At 58.2% G+C, this 18,929-nt stretch carries 16 protein-coding genes; 6 read left to right on the top strand and 10 right to left on the bottom strand.

The window, feature by feature from the left end; genetic code table 11:
- Positions 1 to 4: 4 nt before the first annotated feature.
- Positions 5 to 499: a MerR family transcriptional regulator gene (locus O9H32_RS26015; protein WP_269869051.1), complete on the bottom strand. Its 495-nt coding sequence runs from the start codon at positions 497 to 499 to the stop codon at positions 5 to 7.
- Positions 500 to 887: 388 nt separating this feature from the next.
- Here O9H32_RS26015 and O9H32_RS26010 point away from each other — a divergent pair, with 388 nt between their 5' ends.
- Together O9H32_RS26010 and O9H32_RS26005 are read left to right on the top strand one after the other, a co-directional pair.
- Positions 888 to 1,109, top strand: a complete 222-nt coding sequence (locus O9H32_RS26010) for a DUF1540 domain-containing protein (RefSeq protein WP_269869050.1) — start codon at positions 888 to 890, stop codon at positions 1,107 to 1,109.
- Between the two features lie 263 nt (positions 1,110 to 1,372).
- The gene (locus O9H32_RS26005; protein WP_269869049.1) at positions 1,373 to 1,543 is read left to right on the top strand and encodes a hypothetical protein; all 171 of its coding nucleotides are present in this window, start codon (positions 1,373 to 1,375) and stop codon (positions 1,541 to 1,543) included.
- A 223-nt stretch (positions 1,544 to 1,766) separates the two neighbouring features.
- Here O9H32_RS26005 and O9H32_RS26000 read toward each other — a convergent pair whose 3' ends face one another.
- The 3 genes from O9H32_RS26000 to O9H32_RS25990 all read right to left on the bottom strand — a co-directional run bounded on the left by O9H32_RS26000 (position 1,767) and on the right by O9H32_RS25990 (position 5,677).
- The gene (locus O9H32_RS26000) at positions 1,767 to 3,356 is read right to left on the bottom strand and encodes a UDP-glucose--hexose-1-phosphate uridylyltransferase (RefSeq protein ID WP_269869048.1); all 1,590 of its coding nucleotides are present in this window, start codon (positions 3,354 to 3,356) and stop codon (positions 1,767 to 1,769) included.
- Positions 3,357 to 3,437: 81 nt separating this feature from the next.
- Positions 3,438 to 4,427: a UDP-glucose 4-epimerase GalE gene (gene galE / locus O9H32_RS25995; protein WP_269869047.1), complete on the bottom strand. Its 990-nt coding sequence runs from the start codon at positions 4,425 to 4,427 to the stop codon at positions 3,438 to 3,440.
- 71 nt (positions 4,428 to 4,498) lie between these two features.
- Positions 4,499 to 5,677 carry a galactokinase gene (locus tag O9H32_RS25990; RefSeq protein ID WP_269869046.1) on the bottom strand — a complete coding sequence of 393 codons (1,179 nt, stop codon included), beginning with the start codon at positions 5,675 to 5,677 and terminating at the stop codon, positions 4,499 to 4,501.
- A 212-nt stretch (positions 5,678 to 5,889) separates the two neighbouring features.
- Here O9H32_RS25990 and O9H32_RS25985 point away from each other — a divergent pair, with 212 nt between their 5' ends.
- A complete protein-coding gene (locus O9H32_RS25985) occupies positions 5,890 to 6,756 on the top strand; it encodes an AraC family transcriptional regulator (protein ID WP_269869045.1) in 867 nt (288 codons plus the stop codon).
- 59 nt (positions 6,757 to 6,815) lie between these two features.
- Here O9H32_RS25985 and O9H32_RS25980 read toward each other — a convergent pair whose 3' ends face one another.
- Positions 6,816 to 8,876 (bottom strand): sensor histidine kinase, encoded by a 2,061-nt coding sequence (locus O9H32_RS25980; protein ID WP_269869044.1) that lies wholly within the window; start codon positions 8,874 to 8,876, stop codon positions 6,816 to 6,818.
- 237 nt (positions 8,877 to 9,113) lie between these two features.
- Here O9H32_RS25980 and O9H32_RS25975 point away from each other — a divergent pair, with 237 nt between their 5' ends.
- Entirely contained in the window at positions 9,114 to 9,806 is a 693-nt protein-coding gene (locus O9H32_RS25975; protein WP_269869043.1) for a response regulator transcription factor, read from the top strand.
- 39 nt (positions 9,807 to 9,845) lie between these two features.
- Here O9H32_RS25975 and rluF read toward each other — a convergent pair whose 3' ends face one another.
- Positions 9,846 to 10,550: a 23S rRNA pseudouridine(2604) synthase RluF gene (gene rluF / locus O9H32_RS25970; RefSeq protein ID WP_269869042.1), complete on the bottom strand. Its 705-nt coding sequence runs from the start codon at positions 10,548 to 10,550 to the stop codon at positions 9,846 to 9,848.
- Between the two features lie 144 nt (positions 10,551 to 10,694).
- The gene (locus O9H32_RS25965) at positions 10,695 to 11,441 is read right to left on the bottom strand and encodes an SDR family oxidoreductase (RefSeq protein ID WP_269869041.1); all 747 of its coding nucleotides are present in this window, start codon (positions 11,439 to 11,441) and stop codon (positions 10,695 to 10,697) included.
- 356 nt (positions 11,442 to 11,797) lie between these two features.
- Here O9H32_RS25965 and O9H32_RS25960 point away from each other — a divergent pair, with 356 nt between their 5' ends.
- Entirely contained in the window at positions 11,798 to 12,256 is a 459-nt protein-coding gene (locus O9H32_RS25960; RefSeq protein ID WP_269869040.1) for a hypothetical protein, read from the top strand.
- Positions 12,257 to 12,658: 402 nt separating this feature from the next.
- Positions 12,659 to 15,070 carry a transglycosylase domain-containing protein gene (locus O9H32_RS25955; RefSeq protein ID WP_269869039.1) on the top strand — a complete coding sequence of 804 codons (2,412 nt, stop codon included), beginning with the start codon at positions 12,659 to 12,661 and terminating at the stop codon, positions 15,068 to 15,070.
- 386 nt (positions 15,071 to 15,456) lie between these two features.
- Here the strand turns inward: O9H32_RS25955 and O9H32_RS25950 are convergent, their stop codons facing one another.
- The 3 genes from O9H32_RS25950 to O9H32_RS25940 all read right to left on the bottom strand — a co-directional run bounded on the left by O9H32_RS25950 (position 15,457) and on the right by O9H32_RS25940 (position 18,744).
- A complete protein-coding gene (locus O9H32_RS25950) occupies positions 15,457 to 16,371 on the bottom strand; it encodes an alpha/beta hydrolase family protein (RefSeq protein ID WP_269869038.1) in 915 nt (304 codons plus the stop codon).
- A gap of 35 nt (positions 16,372 to 16,406) precedes the next feature.
- A complete protein-coding gene (locus O9H32_RS25945; RefSeq protein WP_269869037.1) occupies positions 16,407 to 17,279 on the bottom strand; it encodes an AraC family transcriptional regulator in 873 nt (290 codons plus the stop codon).
- A gap of 130 nt (positions 17,280 to 17,409) precedes the next feature.
- Positions 17,410 to 18,744 carry an MFS transporter gene (locus O9H32_RS25940; RefSeq protein WP_269869036.1) on the bottom strand — a complete coding sequence of 445 codons (1,335 nt, stop codon included), beginning with the start codon at positions 18,742 to 18,744 and terminating at the stop codon, positions 17,410 to 17,412.
- Positions 18,745 to 18,929: the final 185 nt, after the last annotated feature.

Below are 18,929 nucleotides of genomic sequence, written 5' to 3'. Positions count from 1 at the left end.
CAGGTCAATCCTCCCCTATTGGCGGCAAATTTTTGTTCAAAAAATCGCCCAGCTGATCAAAATGGCGTTCCCAGTTCAGCCGGTGTTCAATGATATACTTTTCGTGGTTCATCTTCATCGTTTCCAGTAACGAGATAAACTCGTCAACGGACGGCGGATCCTCATGGTTCATTTGTTCAGCAACACGTTCGAGTTCAGCCAGAAGTTTCTGTTGGTTTTTCATATTGCTGCGGACCCGTTCAATCTGGATATCCACGATGTGAGAGGGGGTATACGTATGCCCTTTAAGTACCGAATGGATTTCTTCAAGCGATAAGCCCAAATCTTTTAAGGATAATATTTGGTGCAGTTGTTTGATATCTGCTTCGTAATACAAACGATGGCCATGATCGGAATGCCCGGATGGTGAAAATAATCCAATCTGATCGTAAAATCGAAGGGTACGGACGGTAAGCCCGGTTAATTTTGCAAGTTCCCCCACTTTCCAATACTGCGGCATAACCCACTCCTTTCTTTGCTGCCAGCTGTTTACCGGTAACTGTAGTATAAAACGTGACGTTACGTAAGGGGCAAGAGATATTTAATAAGATGTCTAGATAGAAATGGCATCCTCTAAGACAGGAAGCGCCATACCGTCCCTTCCGTCCCCTCCTTACATCGCGGGTGGTTGACTCCTTGGAAGCGGGATCATGGGAGACATCCCGGGTCGGGAGCGTATTCGACCGCATTCGACGGCTAATCCGGCGGCGATTTGGGTCTTGGCTAATGTTCTTTGTTCTTATATAATAAGAACAAACGTTCCCCTACTTCTTTCCTTTTATTTCTTTTGTCGAATCAGTGTTTGAAGTCTCTCCCGGATGGTTAATAAGAAGCGGAGGTGATTCCACATGGAAAATCCAATGGTGAAGTGCAGTATTGCTAACTGTGAGTACTGGGAGAGCGGCAATAACTGCAGTGCAGAGGTCATTATGATTGAAGTTAACGCACATTCGGACAAGCCCGGTACGCAAAGCAAGAACGGACTGGAGTATGACTCCCGCCATCAGGATGAGGCCAGCGGCGTCATTGACACCTGTTGTCAGACCTTCGAAGAACGCAAAGCACACTAACCAGGCTTACATCCAATAACGCTTCAGGAGACATTCATCGTCAAAAGAGCAGATACCCGGATCAGCCGGGTAGTCTGTTCTTTTGATGGTTACGGCGCGCGAACGGACCTTACCCCCTGATTCTTTTCGAATCTTGTGGAGTAGCGGACCAGACGCCAGCCTGATCTCCATCATCGTATCTACATAAGAGGGACCGGCACTATGCCAAGCCCCTACCTATAACTATCATCACAACCAATTTATCTAGTAATGGAGGACGGACCATGAAATTCAGTATCAGTTATAAAGGCAAACTGCTTGGGCATCCGATGAACCGCGAACAGGCGGAAGCCGCCCTGCTGAAGCTCAGTCTCTGCATGAACAATCTGCAGATCGTGCAGGTCACTTCCGAAGTGCCTGCCTCCATGGATACCCGGCAGCGTATTATCGTGTAATGGCCTTCTCCGCCTCCGCGTGTTGGATTATGCAGCGAAGCGAGCCGCAGGGAGCCCCTCGGCCGTACGACAAAAAGGGCTGAAGCATATGCTTCAGCCCTTGGTTGACGTGCGCAGCTATCCCGCTCACGCTTCTTGAGCCCGTGTTCCTGCTCTCCTGTGTTACGGGAGGGCGGAACCGGGACCGAGGCGCCCCCCTCCGGAGCCGGAGGAACCGCTCTCTTTATTGAAAACCGATACTCCGCAGATAGGCCCGGAAGCCTTGACGTCCGTGATCATCGCGCTTGTATACCCCCGCGTCACGGAGCACGTCCGAGAACTTGCGGCCTACGGCCCCTCGGAGCATCGCTTCCGCCGCTTCCTCCGTCAGCGCCGCGCCGTGTTCGGCGATCAGCTCGGCCAGCCAAGCCGCATGCTTATGCAGCGGATGCGACGCATCCTCCGTGATGCGCCCGTCCAGAGGCGCCCCGCCGGTGAACAGCTGCCCCGCCAGCTCCAGCTCATCCTTGAGCCGGCCGGGCAGAACAGCCAGCCCCATCACTTCAATCAGGCCGATATTCTCCTTCTTGATATGATGCAGCTCCTGGTGCGGATGGAAGATCCCGTCCGGATGCTCTGCGCTCGTGCGGTTGTTGCGCAGCACAAGATCAAGCTCATACTCTCCGTTCGCATTGTTGCGGGCGATCGGAGTGACGGTATTATGCGGGGTCCGCACGCCATCCTGCTCCGTATAAGCCAGCACTTCTTGCCCCGGATCGCTGTAGCCTCTCCAACTATCCAAGATCGTACCCGCCAGCTTCAGGACCAGCTCCCGGTGATGGCTCTGAATCCGGATAACGGACATCGGCCAGTTCACGATCCCGAGCTTCACTCCGGGGTAATCCGGATGGGTGAAGCTCTCCTCGACCGGCGCGATTTCCATCGGAAACTTGTGGCGCCCGCCTTGGAAGTGATCATGGTTCAGAATCGAACCGCCGACTATCGGCAGGTCCGCATTCGAGCCGATGAAATAATGCGGGAACTGGTCGACGAAGTCGAGCAGCCGCTCGAAGGTGTCTCCCGAAATCTTCATCGGCCGGTGCTGCTTATCGAAGATGATGCTGTGTTCGTTATAATATACATATGGCGAGTACTGGAAGAACCAGGTCTCACCCGTCAGCTCCAGCGGAATGACCCGGTGATTCTGGCGGGCCGGATGGTTCAGGCGGCCGGCGTAGCCCACGTTCTCGATGCAGAGCAGACACTTCGGATAATGCGACTGCGGCGCATTCTTCAGCATCGCGATCTCCTTCGGGTCTTTCTCGGGCTTCGAGAGGTTGACGGTCATCTCGAGCGCCCCGTACTCCGTCGGCGCCAGCCAGTACAGGTTCTTCTCGATCCGGTCCATCCGGATATAGTTGGAGTCGATGCAGAGGCGGTAGAACTGCTCGGTCGCCTGCTCTACGCCATCCTTCCTTGCCTTGGCCCAGAACCGGTTCACGATCTCCGAGGAGCGGGGCATAAGCTGGCCCATGATCCGCGCATCGAGCAGATCGCGCAAGGTCGTGTTGTTCTCTTCCAAGAGGCCGACCTCCGCCGCGTAGTCGAGCAGTCCTTCCAGGATCTCCACCGGACTCTCCGCCGGTGCCTCTTCCAGTACACCCTCATAGGGCTCGGGTACCTGCAGCAGATCCAGCAGCCCGTTGCGGGCCGCGTACACGTCCATACTGTCGATGAGTTTGCGCTTCAAGGCGAACTGCAGCAGCCGCTCGATCCGGTAGGCCGCCTCTCGGGCGGGAGCGCTGTGCTGCGGCTCTTTCTGTACGTTCTCCATTGCTCTTTTTCCCTCCTTATCGCCACGGGACGGACTCTACACCCGCCCCGCGGCGGAATCGGCGTGCCTTGACAGCCGCCTTCAGTTCGGTCCGTAGCCGTCCGGGCGGCTCTGGTGCCAAGCCCAAGCGGAAGCGATGATCCGCTCCAACTGATTGCGCTTCGGCTCCCAGCCAAGCTCGCTTCTCGCCCGGTCGGAAGAAGCGACGAGTACGGCCGGATCGCCGGCGCGGCGCGCTTCCACCCCCGCAGGAATGCCGTGTCCTGTCACGGTACGGGCGATATCGATAACTTCCTTCACCGAGAAGCCTTGGCCGTTGCCGAGGTTGTAGACCGCGCTCTCGCCGCCTTCGCGCAGCTTCTTCACCGCGAGAATATGCGCATCGGCCAGGTCGGTGACATGAATATAGTCGCGGATGCAGGTGCCATCCGCCGTTGGGTAGTCGTCGCCGTAGATCGAGATGTGCTCGCGCTTGCCCAGCGCCACCTGCAGGATGATCGGGATGAGATGCGTCTCCGGCGAGTGGTCCTCGCCAATCTTGCCTTCTTCGTGCGCCCCGGCGGCGTTGAAGTAGCGGAGGGACACGTACTTGATGCCGTGAGCCGTATCGAACCAGCGCATCATTTTCTCCATCGCGAGCTTCGTCTCACCATAAGCATTGGTCGGCAGGGTGCGGTCGGTCTCGAGAATCGGCACGTTCTCCGGTTCGCCGTACGTGGCCGCCGTGGAAGAGAACACGATCTTCTGGACGCCATATTGGTTCATCTTCTCGAGCAGGCAGAGCGTGCCGTACACGTTGTTATGATAATACTTGCCGGGATTCTGCATGCTCTCGCCCACGAGCGAGCTCGCCGCAAAGTGAATCACCGCATCGATCTCGTTCTCCCCGAACACCGTATCCAGGAAGGCGGCGTCACGCAGATCGCCTACGTACAGCTTGCCGCCAAGCACCGCTTCGCGGTGTCCCTGATGCAGATTGTCGACGATGACAACTTCTTCCCCTCGTGCCAGCAGCTCGGCCACCGTATGCGAACCGATATACCCCGCGCCGCCCGTTACCATAATTGCCATTGTTACCTCTCCCTTCGCTATCCGCGGATCTCTTCTCTATCTATGTCAGTGTCTAATGGAGTACAGGAATATTACAGGGCCGGCAGTTCCTTCACGCCGTCCCCGATATTGCAGACGTAGAAATCAGCAGTCAGGCCGGTCTTGTTCTTGTATACCTGGCCGACTTCCTCGATGAAGCGCTCGACGCTGTCCTCGTGAACGAGGGACACCGTGCACCCGCCGAAGCCTGCGCCCGTCATCCGGGAACCGAGCACGCCAGGCACCTCCAGCGCTGCCTCGACCATCGTGTCGAGCTCGAAGCCCGTCACCTCATAGAGATCGCGCAGCGACTTGTGGGAGCCGGTCATCAGCTCGCCGAAGCCGACGAGATCGTTCTCTTCGAGCACGCGCACGGAATGCAGGACACGGTGAATTTCTTCGACCACGTGCTGGGCACGCTTGCGGACGACCGGATCCTGGATCAGATCCTGGGATTCCACGAACTGCTCGAGGGACAGTTGCCCGAGCAGTCTCAGGTCCGGATATTTCACCTGCAGGTCCGCCACCGCCTGTTCGCATTGGGCGCGCCGCTCGTTGTAAGCGGAATCGACCAGCCCGCGCTTCTTGTTCGTGTTGCCGATCACGAGCTTGTAAGAGCCGCTGTGGAACGGCACATGCTTGTATTCCAGCGTGTCGCACATGAGCAGAATCGCGTGGTCCTTCTTGCCGTTGGCGACGGCAAACTGGTCCATGATGCCGCATTTGACGCCGATAAACTCGTTCTCCGCCTTCTGGGCGAGCAGCGAAATATCGACCGTATCCACCGGCTGCCCTTCCAGCGTTAGAAAGCCGTAGGCTGTTACGACTTCGATCGAAGCGGAAGACGAGAGCCCCGAACCATTCGGGATCGCGCCGCTGAACAGCAGGTCATATCCGCCTACCCGCACGCCGCGGTTCTGCAGCTCTTGGATCACGCCTTTGGGGTAATTGGTCCAGTCATCCTCTGCGCGGTACTCGATATCCTGAATGGATATTTGTTTGCGAAGCGGAAAATTGGTCGATGCGAAGCCAAGCAGCCCGTCGTCCCGGCGGCGGATCACAAGCGTCGTCCCGAACGTCAGCGCGGCCGGAAATACGTATCCTCCGTTGTAGTCCGTATGCTCGCCGATCAGATTGACACGGCCCGGCGCGTGGAATACGTGAATCTCGTGGGAGCTCTCCGTACCGTACAATTCGATAAACTGTTCCTTTAATACCTGTACTTCACTCATCGCTCTTCACCTCATCATAAGTATGGATAGAACTGGAATACGTAATGCATCCTGCATGCTTTGAATGGTCTCAGTATAGCGCAACAGGTACGTCGGAGAGTATGGAACGATGTCAGACACATATGGAATTATGTTAGATCCCGCTATTCTCCCCCTCATCTGCATGATACAATGGACACACCTTAGCCCCTTGATCAAGGAGATGCCCAGCCATGAAGCCTGCAGCTGTCCCCCCCGAGAGCTATTACGTCGTGTCGAATCCGTATCCTCCCCCGCAGCCGGGCCCGCTGACCGTGCTCTTCTCCGGCCACAGCCAGACGAAGCCGGGCCATAAGCCCGGGCCCAAAGTAGTGGACTATTATCTGCTGCATCACATCCTCTCCGGCAGAGGCAGCTATACATGCCTTGGGCAGACCTACGAGCTCGGTCCCGGAGACAGCTTCCTGATCGAACCCGGGAAGCTGGTCGCCTACACGTCCGACCTCGAAGAACCTTGGCACTACCGCTGGATCGCCTTCGAAGGGGAGCAGGCAGCCGCGCTGCTCGAAGGTATCGGACTCAGCTCGCGGCAGCCGGTCATCCAGGCCCCGCGGCGCCGCAGCACCGGCGTGCTGTACCATCAGGTCCAGACCGCCTTCCGCTCCCGCAGCCTCTCTGCCAATCTGAGGGCGAACGGACTGCTGCAGCTGCTGCTCGCCGACTATGCGGAGGCACTGCAGGGGGAAGGGCGGACGCTGCCCGAAGAAACCAGCCCAGCGGCGCAGACGGTGCAGCAGGCGCTGAACTACTTGTCCGCGCAGTATGCCGAGCCGATCACCATCGAGCTCATGGCCGAGACGCTCGGCTACAACCGCGCCTACTTGTCCACGCTCTTCAAGCAGCAGACCGGCGTCACCCCGGTGACCTTCCTGCTGCGGCTTCGGCTCGACAAGGCGCGCCATCTGCTCCGGGAGCGCCCCGAGCTGACGGTGGAGCAGACCGCCTCTTCCGTCGGCTTCCAGGATCCGCTCTACTTCTCGAAGCAGTTCAAGCGGCAGTACGGCGTCTCTCCTACCGATTACCGTCATTCGCTGCTGTAGCCGATTCGAGCCCGGGCCACCCTGCGCCGCTGCAGCCAAGTAAAAGTAAAGGCTGCGGCTTACTCCGCCGGGTTCACCAGCGGCAGCATGAACGCCAGGCAGGCCCCTTGGCCGATCATGCTCTGGGCCCAGATGCGGCCTCCATGGTAGTCGATGATCTCCTTGGCGATCGCAAGGCCGAGCCCGCTGCCTCCCCGGGCGGTGTTGCGGGACTTGTCCTTTTTGTAGAAGCGGTCGAAGATGTAAGGCAGGTCTTCGGGATCGATACCCGTCCCGTTGTCCTGCACCTGCACGACGAGCGAATACTCGTCGACGATGAAGAGCAGCTGAATCAGCCCGCCCGCCGGCGTGTGCTTCACGGCGTTGTAGATAATGTTCGTGAGCACCTGGTCGATCCGGTCCAGATCCACCCGGATCCAAGCCGGCTCGGCATCCGCAGGCTTCATGGCATGCGAAACCATCTCAAAGCGGAGTCCCGCCCCCGCAAGCTCCAGCTCGTACCGTTCCTCGAAATATCGGATAAAATCACCCGCCGGCACCGGACGGATATCGAAGTCGAGCTGCCGTGCCTCCAGCTTCGAGAGCTGGAAGAGATCCGCAATGAGGCGGCTGAGGCTCGTAATTCGCCCGTGGATCAGCTTCAGATACTTCTGCTGCTGGTCCGGCTGGGTGACCACGCCATCGATCAGCGCTTCGACATACCCCTGAATCAGCGTCATCGGCGTGCCGAGATCGTGCGAGATATTGCTGAGCAGGTGCCGCCGCGAGGTTTCCATCCGCGCCAGATCTTCATTCATCTTCTCGAGGCTGCGGTTAATCTGCTGCAGCTCTGCGGTGCGTTCGCGAATCTTCTCCTCGAGCCCCAGGTTCATCTCCCGCATCTGGCGGGAGAGCGTCTCGACGGACCGGTAAGCCTTGGCCGACTTGGCACTGAGGATGAACGAAGTCATGAATACGCAGAAGAGCAGCCCGTACGACGATACCTCACCGAAGTGGATCAACTGGTTGTAGAACAGGATATCGATGACGACGCTGGTAATGTAGGAGCCCGCGCCCACGACAGCGAACATGGCCCCTTCCCTGCGCCGCGCCAGTGCCTGGCCGATACACATCATCGTGTAGATACAGCCGATGACCGTGATGACTTGATAGATCGGAATGAAGTAAGTAAACCACGGGGCAGGGAAGAAGAAGAGCCCGGCAGAGAACAGCAAGCCGAGTCCCTGCGCCGTACGTACCGCCTCCCGCCGTACCTCCAGCGGATAGAGCGAGCGCACGAACATCAGTATGGACGGCACCCCGATGAAGAAGCAGATGTACTCGATGCGGACCCCCATCGTCCAAGACAGGTCCTCGAAAAAATAATAAAGCATCGAGCTGCCGGTCAATGTCGCGCGAACCCCGACGAGCACGCAGAACAAGCCGAAGAACAAGGCGCCGCTCTCTTTGCGCCGCAGCGCATACAAGCCTAGATGGTAGAATCCCATCGACAACAGGCTTCCGATGATGAGCATCTCGAACGCCAGGGAACTGTAGACCCGGTCATTAATCCGGTCGATGGTCCCGAGCTCGATGGGCCTCAGGATTCCGCCGAGGCGGTGATGGAAGTTCGATACCTGAACCACGATATCAAGCGTGCCGACCCCGCTCTTGTCGATCTTCAGCACTTGTGACTTGAACCGGGGTACGGACGACTGCAGGTCTTTGCCCAAGGTTCCGACTTCCGTGAGCATCTGCCCGTTCACCCATACCTTGTACGCGGTCCTGACCGATGGAACATACAGGGCCAGGTGGGTGACCGGGTCGTCGATCTTGACTTTGAGCCGGTAGGTCGCGTATCCGCTTCCCTCAAGCTCTTCCCCGTTGACCGTCCGCCCGCTCCAAAAGCCCGGCAGCTCCATGGTCTGCATAGACTTAAGCGTATCGCTGCTCGGGGACAGAAGCTCGAGCGGCGTAAGCAGACGCCGCCAGTAGAAGTGCCACTCCCCTTCGAGCGCCACGTTGCCGTCACGGTCAAAGCGGTGCCCGTCCAGCCGGAGAATGCCGTTCACCGCCCGGGGACGCAGCGAGTCGTCTCCCGTCTCCTCCCCACTGCAGGCAGTTCCAAGACCAATTAACAAAACTATGGAAAAAATAATGAAAAAACCTTTATAATAGAAATAGTTTTTGAGGATCGGTACCACTTTCTTTCTGGCTGCCCTGAGGATGACTGCCGCCTGATGCTATCGTATCGCACCCGTCGACATTTGGAAATCTTCTTTTTTTGCCGAATCGGAATGCGATCCCCCCGCCTGGCGGGCAGGCGGTACACCAACGAACGGGCGCCTTGTACATAGAACTGCTTGGAGGAGACACTCATGCCTGGAGAAAAAATACTCATTGTAGACGATGAAGCCGAAATCCTGGAACTCATCTCCCTCTATCTCAAAAAAGAAGGTTATGAGGTCCTGACCTCCACGAACGGTCCCGACGCGCTGGCGATCGCCCTGGAGCACCGCCCTGACCTTGTCATTCTCGATATTCTGCTGCCGGAGATGGACGGGATCGAAGTATGCCGCCAGCTGCGCAAAACCTCCAATACCCCGATCCTCTTCCTGAGCTGCAAGAGCGAGGATATGGACATCATTCTCGGCTTCAGCATCGGCGGGGACGACTACATCACGAAGCCGTTCTCCCCGGGCCAGCTCGTAGCCCGGGTCAAAGCGCACCTGCGGCGCAGCCAGCTCATGGAACAGCATAAGGAAGAATCCCAGCATCTGACCTTCCCGGGCTTGGAGATCGACATGCTCTCCCGCTCCGTCAAAGTCGACGGCACCCTGGTGCCCCTGTCTTCCAAGGAATTCGACCTGCTGCTGCATCTGGCCCGTTCTCCGGGCAAGGTCTTGTCGCTCGAACAGCTCTACAAGCTGACTTGGGGTGTCGACAGCAACGGGGACACCCGCACGCTGCTCGTTCATATCTCGAATCTGCGCAAGAAGATCGAGGGGAATCCCGCGGATCCGAGATACATCCATACCGTGCGGGGCATCGGCTACAAATTCAACGGGTAGCTCTCGTGCCGCGTTCCATGCCGGTTCTCCCCTGTAAGATCAAGCATCCGCTTCATGCCCGATCCGGTGCAGCAGTCCCTGCAGCTCGTCCGGCTTCAGGTCGCGCCACTGTCCTGGCGGCAGGTCCCCGAGCGCAATGTTCATAATACGCACCCGCTTCAGCCGGCGTACCTCATAGCCGAAGGCGGCGCACATCCGGCGGATCTGTCGGTTGAGCCCCTGGGTCAGCACGATGCGGAAGACGCGGTCCTGCTGCCGGGTTACTTTACAGGGCTTGGTGACCGTACCCAGAATATGCACCCCGGAAGCCATGCCCTGCAGGAACATCGGCGTGACAGGCTTGTCCACCGTCACAATATACTCCTTCTCATGCTCGAATTCGGAGCGCAGCACTTTGTTGACAATATCCCCGTCATTGGTGAGCAGAATCAGACCCTCCGAATCCTTGTCGAGCCGGCCGATCGGGAAGATGCGCTCCTTGTGTCCCACGAAGTCCACAATATTCCCGCGGATATGCCGCTCCGTCGTCGAGGTGATGCCGACTGGCTTGTTCAAGGCGATATACACATGGGGCTTCTTCGTGCTGACCAGCCGGCCGTCGACCCGCACTTCATCGCCTTCCTCTACCTGGGAGCCGAGTTCCGCCGGCTTGCCGTTAATCGTCACCCGCTTCGCTTCGACGAGCTTGTCGACTTCCCTGCGCGAGCACAGTCCTGTTTCGCTAATAAATTTATTGATCCGCATATCCTTCACTCCGGTTGCCTCTAAGGCCCAATTTCTTCCCACATTATATCATGGGGTGCGGGGAAACCAAACCTCCCGGACCGCGCCGCTTGGGGCATCCGGGAGGTTTGGGTTACAGCGTCGGATGCCCGACCGGGTAGCTTCCTACCGGGCCGTCCGGTTGTTCATCGCCTCAAAAGCGGCGTCGATCTCGTCGCGGGACATCCGCAGGGACTTCTCCGACGGTCCGTACCCGATCTCCGTGCGTCCCTCGGCCAGCCCTTGGAAGATCCCATCCGCGAAGTTGCCTAGCGGTGCGCCGAACGTATGCAGACCCGGCCCGCCGAGATCCGTGTCTACGGCCGGAGGAGCCACTTCGATCACCTGCACGCCGGTCTGCGCCAGCTGGTGCCTCAAGCTCATCGTGAAGGAGTGCAGGGCCGCCTTGGTCGCACTGTAGACCGGCACGCCTGCGAGCGGCGAGAACGCAAGGCCCGAGGTCACATTGATGATCGCCGGCCTGCCCTGGCCTGCAAGAAAGGGGGCGAACAGCATCGCCAAATGAATGGGAGCCTCCAGATTCGCAGCGATCTCCTGACGGTAATAGCTCCAATCTTCCGCCGCTTCCAGGAGGTTCACCCGCTGCTGGATCCCCGCGTTGTTCACAAGCACGTTCACCTCTGGGAATTCGTTCACCGTCCAGTCGAAGAGGGATTGGCGGCTGGCTTCATCCGCTACATCGCACACCCGGGTATGAAGCTCCGGCAACCGCTCCTTGGCCTCGCGCAGCTTCTCCTCCCGGCGGCCGCATACGATCACCCGGCTGCCTGCCCGGATGAACCGCTCCGCCATCGCGAACCCGATGCCCGATGCCCCTCCTGTGATCAGCACTGTATTGCCTGACAAGTCCATGGCCATCTCTCCTTTGCTTCGTTTGATATAGGATCCAGTAAGCCCGGTTCCGCCTCATTCTATACAAGCCTGCCGGAACCCGTCAATGGCCCTGAAGGTCCACTCGCCCAGGCTCTTTCGGGAGCTGTTTCGGACTTGTCCGCAGCGGGTAATAGAGAGGTACAGAGCGGGAAGCCGACGGCACCACGGAAAGCGCTTTCCAGAAGAGTGGCCGCGTAGATCATACACAACCGATGACGCCCTCTTCCCAGTAAAGGGAGATAGGAGCCCAAGCCCGCCGATGCGGGAGTCACTTGACGGATGGCCTATAGCCGTGCCCCTGGCACGTACTACCCCAACCCGAAGGAGTGTTGACCATGACACGCAAACGAACGCTGCCGACGATCATGAAGCCGTTCTCCCAAGTTCACAGTACGCTCACTGCCCTGGGATTCTCGCAGATCTCTCTCCGGGAAGGCGCCGCTTATGAGATCAAATTCCGTGACCCTGCTACGCTGAAGGAATATCCGTACCGCCTCTACACGTATACGCAGGAAAATGGACAGACGCTGATCGATGTGGGCGAAGCCGGCTTTGTCACCCCCGGAGGCGTGCCGATGTCGGCGGAAGTATCTGCCGAGCAGGTCATGTCCGAGGTGCTTCAGTACCTGGAGGGAACGGCAGCCAAACGCAAGTCCACGCCGATCGACCGGGCGCTCAACGGCATGATGGCCACCAACGAAGAGGAAGTAAAGAAGCTCGGAAAGTCGATGGTGCGCGTACAAACCAATGCGCAGCTCATCGAAGCCGGCCTGATCCCCGACCCCATCCAATAAATGCTGCAGCCGTTAAAACGAGGCCCGGCCGGGTATTCCCGGTTCGGGCCTCTTTGTGTGCGTTTATTTAATAGATAGGTAATGAGGTGTGAGTAGAACTGTGATAGAGGCTGCTGAACGGTCATGCTGCGGCAGGGACGGCAGGCTCACTCAGGCGGGACTTTGCAAACGGCGGGCGTTACCTCCCCAGGGGGGAACTGTATGATTTTGGATCGTGCCCCAGGTGAATTCCCATGCTATACTTTCGGGATGCCTTGCGGTTGAATTTTTTCCTTTGTTTGACATGTCCACCAGCCCAAAACGGACGCGATGAACGAAAGAATTAGAATGAGCAAAATGCTGCCTCATCGCGATGGCAGTTCCGTTACGACGGGACAGAGGTATGCAAAGGGGGCCATAACTGTGAGTTCTTCTAGAGATAAAAGCCCGGGCAGCAAAGGCCGGGCAGCCTTGCAGGCGGCACGGGCAGCCTGGGGCAAAGCAGGAGCCAACCGCGAGGCGCCTAAAGCCGGAGAGGCCGAGGCGCCTCGCACAGATTCGGCGGCCTCGCGGCCAGCCGAGCCGCTGCGCACAGAGCACGCGCTCTCGCGGCCAGCCGAGCCGCTGCGCACAGAGCATGCGGCCTCGCGGCCAGCCGAGCCGCTGCGCTCGGAGCATGCGGCCTCGCGGCCAGCCGAGCCGCTGCGCACAGAGCATTCGGCACGCGGCAAGGCCGTGCGCAGCAGTGCCCCGGCGGAGACAGCCGCCGGCAGCGTGCCGGCAGCCGCCAAGCCGAAGAGCCGCAAGCGCCTGCTGCTAGTCGCATTCGTCGGCGCGGCGGCCGCCGGCGTAATCGGATTGGCTGTCGCCGCAACCTGGGTGCGCGGCCTTGATATCTCGAAGCTGTCGCACCCGCTGCCTGAGCCGGGCTTCATGCTGGACATGAATGGCCAGCGCGTGGCCCAGCTTTCGTCTTCGAAGCTGGTGCCTGTGCCCTTGGCTCAGATGCCGGAGCATCTGCGCAACGCCGTGATTGCGGTCGAGGACCGCAGGTTCTACGAGCACAAGGGCTTCGATGTCTGGTCGATCAGCCGGGCTTTGCTCCGCGACCTCCGGGCCGGTTCCATGAAGGAAGGCGGCAGTACGATCACCCAGCAGCTGGCGAAGAACCTGTTCCTCGAATCGGACAAAACCTTGACCCGCAAAGCCAAAGAACTGGGCTATGCGGTCAAGATCAATTTTACGTACAGCAAAGACGAGATTCTGGAGCTCTATCTCAACAGCATCTACTTGGGTGAGGGGCGCTACGGCGTGGAGGGGGCTGCACAGCAGTACTTCGGCAAGAGCGTGAAGGATCTGACGCTGGAGGAGTGCGCCCTGCTCGCGGCGCTGCCGAAGGCGCCCACCGCCTACTCACCGGTGAAGAATCCGGACAAAGCGCTGGAGCGGCGCAACCTGGTGCTCTCCCTGATGAAAGAGCAGAATTTCATCAGCGAGGCGGCGTACACCGCAGCCGTAGCGAAACCCATTGCGCTCTCTCCGCCCAAAGCCGAAGATTCGCTGCAGGGACGCCACGCCCATTATGTCGACTATGTCATGGACGAAGCCCAGCGGCTCTACGGCTTCACCGAAGAACAGGTGCTGACGATGGGCCTTCGCATCTACACGGGCATGGACCTGAAGGTGCAGCAGGCGATGGAGCAGGTCTATGCGACCGACGCCCTCTTCCCTCAGGCCCAAGGAGACCAGCCCGTGCAGAGTGGAGCCGTGGTCATCGACCACAAGACCGGTGTCATCAAAGGCATTCTCGGCGGCAGAGGCAAGGCTGTCTACCGCGGCTTCAACCGGGCCACGGAGTTGAAGCGCCAGCCGGGTTCGTCCTTCAAGCCCTTGGCAGTCTACGGTCCGGCGCTAGAGCGGGGCTATACGCCGCAGTCCGTTCTCTATGACGGAGAACTCGACATCGGTGGCTACAAACCGCGGGATTGGGACGGACAGACGCGCGGCCAGGTCTCTCTCCAGGAAGCGGTGATGCGCTCGTGGAACATTCCCGCCGTATGGCTGCTGAACGAGATCGGCATTGACGCCGGACTTGATTTTGTGAAGCGTGCCGGCATCACCCTGCCAGCGGCAGACCGGACTCTCAGCCTCGCCTTGGGCGGGCTGTCCGAGGGGGTCTCCCCTCTCCAGATGGCCCAGGCTTACGGCTCGATTGCGAACCAGGGCGTGCTGCACCAAGCTCACGCCATCGTCAAAATCACGACGAAAGACGGGCAAAAGCTGGTCGACGCCGCACCGCAGCAGACGACGGTGACCACGCCCGTCAACGCCTATATACTGACGACCCTGCTGCAGAACGTCCTCTCCCCTTCGGGGACCGGGCAGGCAGCGGCGGTCGACGGACGACCGACGGCGGGCAAGACCGGCACCACCCAGCTGCCAGCCACCGCCGAATTCCAGGCGATCGGCTCCGGCGGCTCCAAGGATGCCTGGTTCGCCGGTTTCACCCCCGAGCTGACGGCGGCCGTCTGGGTCGGGTACGACAAGACCGACAAATCCCACTATCTCACCACCGGCAGCAGCGTGCCGGCCACCTTGTTCCGGGAGATCATGACCCGCTCGCTCCAAGGCGTGCCGGTCTCCGGCTTCCCCGTGCCCGAAGAGATCCGGCGCGCCGAGGAAGAAGCCGCAGCCCGGCAGAAGGCGGCCGAAGAGCAGGCAGCCGAGGAACAGGCCAAACGCGAGCAGGAGCAAGCACGGAAGCAAGAACGCGGCAAGGGGGCCGACAAGCGGGAAGCGCTGCGCAAGAAGATCGAGGAATGGTTCGGTCACTAGCGGCAGCGAGCCAAGGCCGAGCCGGCCGACGGGCATGACCCTGACTTCCCCGCTTCTTCGCAAGGCCTAGACGCCGGTGCTTATCATGTTCCGGCTCGGCTGAACTGACTCCGGCTTCCATGCTCGCCGACTACCCAGCCGAACCCCCGCGCAGCCTGGCTCCCTGCCCCTTCCCTACACGCTGCTGTCCTTCCATCTCAAGAAGCGGACTCCCTCCCGGGGAAGTCCGCTTCTTGGTTTTCTCTGCTTATTCCGTTCTCTGCTTATCACGCCATGCTGCGAGCCCCCCCTCCTTGCCCTCAACCGGGTATACGTGGACGGCAGGGTCCCATCAAAGCGTTCGTGACCGCCTCGTTCATGAGCCGGACCCGCAGGCTCAAAGACTGCTAAGACCCCCACCTTTCGTCATGATGGGTATATAGAAAGTGCAATATGTCTTCCTGAAGCGTGCTATGGAAATGTTCGCGATCAAAGCCCGGGGGGTCTTGCGAAGGGAGAAAATCCGGAGTCTTCATCGACTCTGGGAAGGGGCTTAGAAAGGAAAAATGTCCGGCGTTTTTGACTGTTCTGTATTGAATCTTCTTCGGATCAGCGACGCCGCCCAATATGATTTGCGCGTGAAAAGAGGGCGTGTAGGGATCCTTCTCTGCGTCCAGCATCAAAATGGGGAGGTTAATGGTACGTAAGCTCCCTTCAGCCCGGAACCAGACCGAGGCAGGCGCTAGGAGAACCAGGGACTTGATTCTTTTATCGGATGTAACCTCTATGAGCTGCGGATTACCGTCCGGGGTCTCATGAGGAAACGAAGTCGGCACGCCACCTGTCGCTGCCAATGCCGTGTATCCACCCAAGGAATGCCCGATGATCGATACGGCATCCGGCATTAATTTATCCTTGAACAACCCATTTTCAAAAAACCAGTCGGTGGCCATCCTTAGGTGCCTAGGTCTGTTGGCAAGGTTATGTACCGTTCCTTCTAAACTGTTGTTATCTCGATTGTTGTATGGATGCTCTGGCATGCCGACGATAAATCCGTTCCGGGCTAAATGCCGAGCCAGCGTCCGGTATACAAGCGGCGAACCTCCGGTACCGTGAGAGATGATAACCAGAGGAAATCTCCCTCTCGAAGTCTCTGCATCCCTGGACAATTCCAGCAGGTATGGCCCCAATCGTTCTACTTGTTCGGGATGGTCTGCCGGATACATCACTATCATAGGAAATGTAATGCCTAAGGAGGCATCATCTATATGTACTTCCCGGTATCCTGCATACCCATTCTTACACTCTGCGTTTCCTGTCATCCACCTTACTTCCTTTCCTCGGAGCTTTGCTCCAGTCACGATATCGGGTCAATCGGTATATAAATATCAAGCTCAGAATCATCATTCGCAGGTCCCATATATCTATGATCGTATCGTGCAAATTCCGGACCGTTCGTGCGAATCCTTCCCGATTTCGGTAACCATATGTTATAGATGTAATAGAATGTATCCACCAGTCTATCCAAAGATCCCCGGTGCGTGAATACGGCGTATGTAGCTGCAGGGAGGACTTTATTGACCATCCCTTCAGGGATTTGTCCCTCTTCGCTGACTTCGACGCAAGCCGTATAGGAGACTTCCCACTGAATTCCTGTAAGCATAATCAGCGCGTAAAAGATCGATTCAGGCCCCCTTCTTCCAGCAATTCCTCCCGCTCTTTGCCTGAAATCGCTCCACAGCCTTCCGATTTCCTGAGAGTTGAGCCCCCTTTGTTCCATTCCAACCAAATAGAGCTTTTCCTTATCGACAATCGAGGGGGCAAGGGTAACTCTGTACTTCAGATGCCGTATCCCGGCTTCATCCAACGGCCTTTTCTCCATCGTTCGAAACAGCGTGTCTTTCATGTTGGTCTGCCTGCGGAACCGTCCCGGCGAGATGGAGAACATCTTTTGAAAGGCTCGAGTGAAGGCTTCTTGAGATTCGAACTGATATTGGAGGGCAATCTCTATGATTCTAAGATCGGAATGGAACAAATCATATGCCGCATGAGTCAATCTCCGCCTCCTGATATAATCCGATACGGTGTGTTCTGTGACGGATTGGAAGATCCGGTGAAAATGATAGGGGGAGTATCCTACCCATTCCGCAATGTCTTCAGCTGTGGTTTTTTCCATCAGACGGTTTTCAATATAGGCTATCGCTTTGGTTACGGGTTCAATGTAATTCATTTGACGCCTCCCTGGAGATACCACAACTGTACATCATTTCGTAATTTTATTTTTGATCTATTTTGCGGAATGGGGGAATATCCAAAGACCCGGTACCCCTTGGGCAGCGGGTCCGGGTGGAGGTCGGCGGTTAACCCGCCTGGGGGGCTGTATGCTCCTTGCCTCTATAAAGGAATACGGTCGATGCCAATGCGGCGAGCGCCACAATGAAGCCGTACAAGAACAACCGGTGAATGCCGGTCATGAAGGCCGGCGCGCCGGTGAGCAGGCCGCCCATGATCGTCACGCCGACCGCCGTGCCGATATTGCGGGCGAACACCTGCAGGGAAGTCGAGATGCCCTTCTGGTCCGGCGCTACGAGCTGCTGCACGCCGATGACCGACACGGTGGCGAGCAGCCCGTAGGCCAGCCCCTGCAGTACCATGATGATATTCACGTAGAAGAATCCACCCTGCTCCGGCAGGAATAACAACAGCAGACCGGACAGCGCGAGAATCAGGTTGCCGATCACGAGCAGGGGGCGGTAGCCGTAACGCAGAATCCATTTGCCCGCCGGCACACCCATGAGCACCCAGCCCACCGACATGCCCAGCAGCGCCAGTCCGCTGATGAAGAGCGAATAACCGTGCTGCTGGAGATAGTACGGGATATAGCTTGAGGAGCCGAACAAGGCGGCACAGGTCAGGAATCCGTTGAGGTTCATCCATGCCACCGGCCGGTTCTGCAGAACCACCACCGGCATGATCGGCGACGGATGCCGGCGTTCGTTCCACACGAACAACACCAGGAACAGAAGACCGGCGGCCGTGTACAGCAGATAGCCGTGCGTCACTACCGTATTCAGGAGCAGCAGGCCGATCGCAAGGCCGAAGAGCAAGGCCCCGCCCCAATTGATCTTGCTTTTCTTCGGCTCATAGCTCTCCTTATACGGGATGAGCAGGAGGAGCGAAGCCAGACAGATCGGAATGTTGACATAGAAGATCCATCGCCAGGTGAGCTGTTCGATGAACAAGCTGCCGAGCAGCGGCGCCAGTACCGCAGACAACCCCCACATGCCGGTGAAGAAGGCCTGGATGCGCCCTCTCGCCTCCACCGAGAACAGGTCGCCCGCAATAATCGCCGGGAAAGCGATCATCGCTCCCGCCCCGATGCCCTGCACGCCGCGGTACAGCACCAGCTGCAGCATCGTATCCGCCGTTCCGCAGAGCAGCGAGCCCAGCAGGAAGACGAGAATCCCGAAGGACAGCACCTTCTTGCGTCCGAAGCTGTCCGAGATACGCCCGCTGAGCGGGGTCACGATCGTACACAGAATCATGTAGGAAGCGAAGCTCCAGGCATACAGCTTCTCGTCGCCAAGCTCTGCCGCGATGAGGGGCATGGTCGTATTCATAATCGTCGTATCCATTGATGAGATCAACACCGCCATGACGATACTTGCCATAACGGATAACCGGTTCCACTGCATGGGGGTCCCTCCCTCTTTTTTTCTCCGTGAGCCCTTGCCATCCGAATCGCTTCACGGGGCAACAGGTTGAATATACCATAGCGTGTCATCTGGATGCATACCCGATTTCCTCACTTTTCCAGAAGTTGTGGATAGGAATCCGGCTTCTCCCGCTGGAATGCTCCGCCAGACGCCGGGGGACAATA

The organism is Paenibacillus caseinilyticus (genome assembly GCF_027533645.1).
Taxonomy (GTDB): Bacteria; Bacillota; Bacilli; order Paenibacillales; family NBRC-103111; genus Paenibacillus_G; species Paenibacillus_G caseinilyticus.
This window is presented reverse-complemented; position numbering and strand designations above follow the sequence as displayed.

Excerpts from the sequence above, each read along its gene's own strand:
- O9H32_RS26000 (WP_269869048.1), bottom strand. The coding sequence starts at position 3,356 with ATGGAGAACGTACAGAAAGAGCCGCAGCACAGCGCTCCCGCCCGAGAG.
- O9H32_RS25950 (WP_269869038.1), bottom strand. The coding sequence starts at position 16,371 with ATGACAGGAAACGCAGAGTGTAAGAATGGGTATGCAGGATACCGGGAA.
- galE (WP_269869047.1), bottom strand. The coding sequence starts at position 4,427 with ATGGCAATTATGGTAACGGGCGGCGCGGGGTATATCGGTTCGCATACG.
- O9H32_RS25940 (WP_269869036.1), bottom strand. The coding sequence starts at position 18,744 with ATGCAGTGGAACCGGTTATCCGTTATGGCAAGTATCGTCATGGCGGTG.
- O9H32_RS25990 (WP_269869046.1), bottom strand. The coding sequence starts at position 5,677 with ATGAGTGAAGTACAGGTATTAAAGGAACAGTTTATCGAATTGTACGGT.
- rluF (WP_269869042.1), bottom strand. The coding sequence starts at position 10,550 with ATGCGGATCAATAAATTTATTAGCGAAACAGGACTGTGCTCGCGCAGG.
- O9H32_RS26015 (WP_269869051.1), bottom strand. The coding sequence starts at position 499 with ATGCCGCAGTATTGGAAAGTGGGGGAACTTGCAAAATTAACCGGGCTT.
- O9H32_RS25945 (WP_269869037.1), bottom strand. The coding sequence starts at position 17,279 with ATGAATTACATTGAACCCGTAACCAAAGCGATAGCCTATATTGAAAAC.
- O9H32_RS25960 (WP_269869040.1), top strand. The coding sequence starts at position 11,798 with ATGACACGCAAACGAACGCTGCCGACGATCATGAAGCCGTTCTCCCAA.
- O9H32_RS25975 (WP_269869043.1), top strand. The coding sequence starts at position 9,114 with ATGCCTGGAGAAAAAATACTCATTGTAGACGATGAAGCCGAAATCCTG.
- O9H32_RS26005 (WP_269869049.1), top strand. The coding sequence starts at position 1,373 with ATGAAATTCAGTATCAGTTATAAAGGCAAACTGCTTGGGCATCCGATG.
- O9H32_RS26010 (WP_269869050.1), top strand. The coding sequence starts at position 888 with ATGGAAAATCCAATGGTGAAGTGCAGTATTGCTAACTGTGAGTACTGG.
- O9H32_RS25985 (WP_269869045.1), top strand. The coding sequence starts at position 5,890 with ATGAAGCCTGCAGCTGTCCCCCCCGAGAGCTATTACGTCGTGTCGAAT.
- O9H32_RS25965 (WP_269869041.1), bottom strand. The coding sequence starts at position 11,441 with ATGGACTTGTCAGGCAATACAGTGCTGATCACAGGAGGGGCATCGGGC.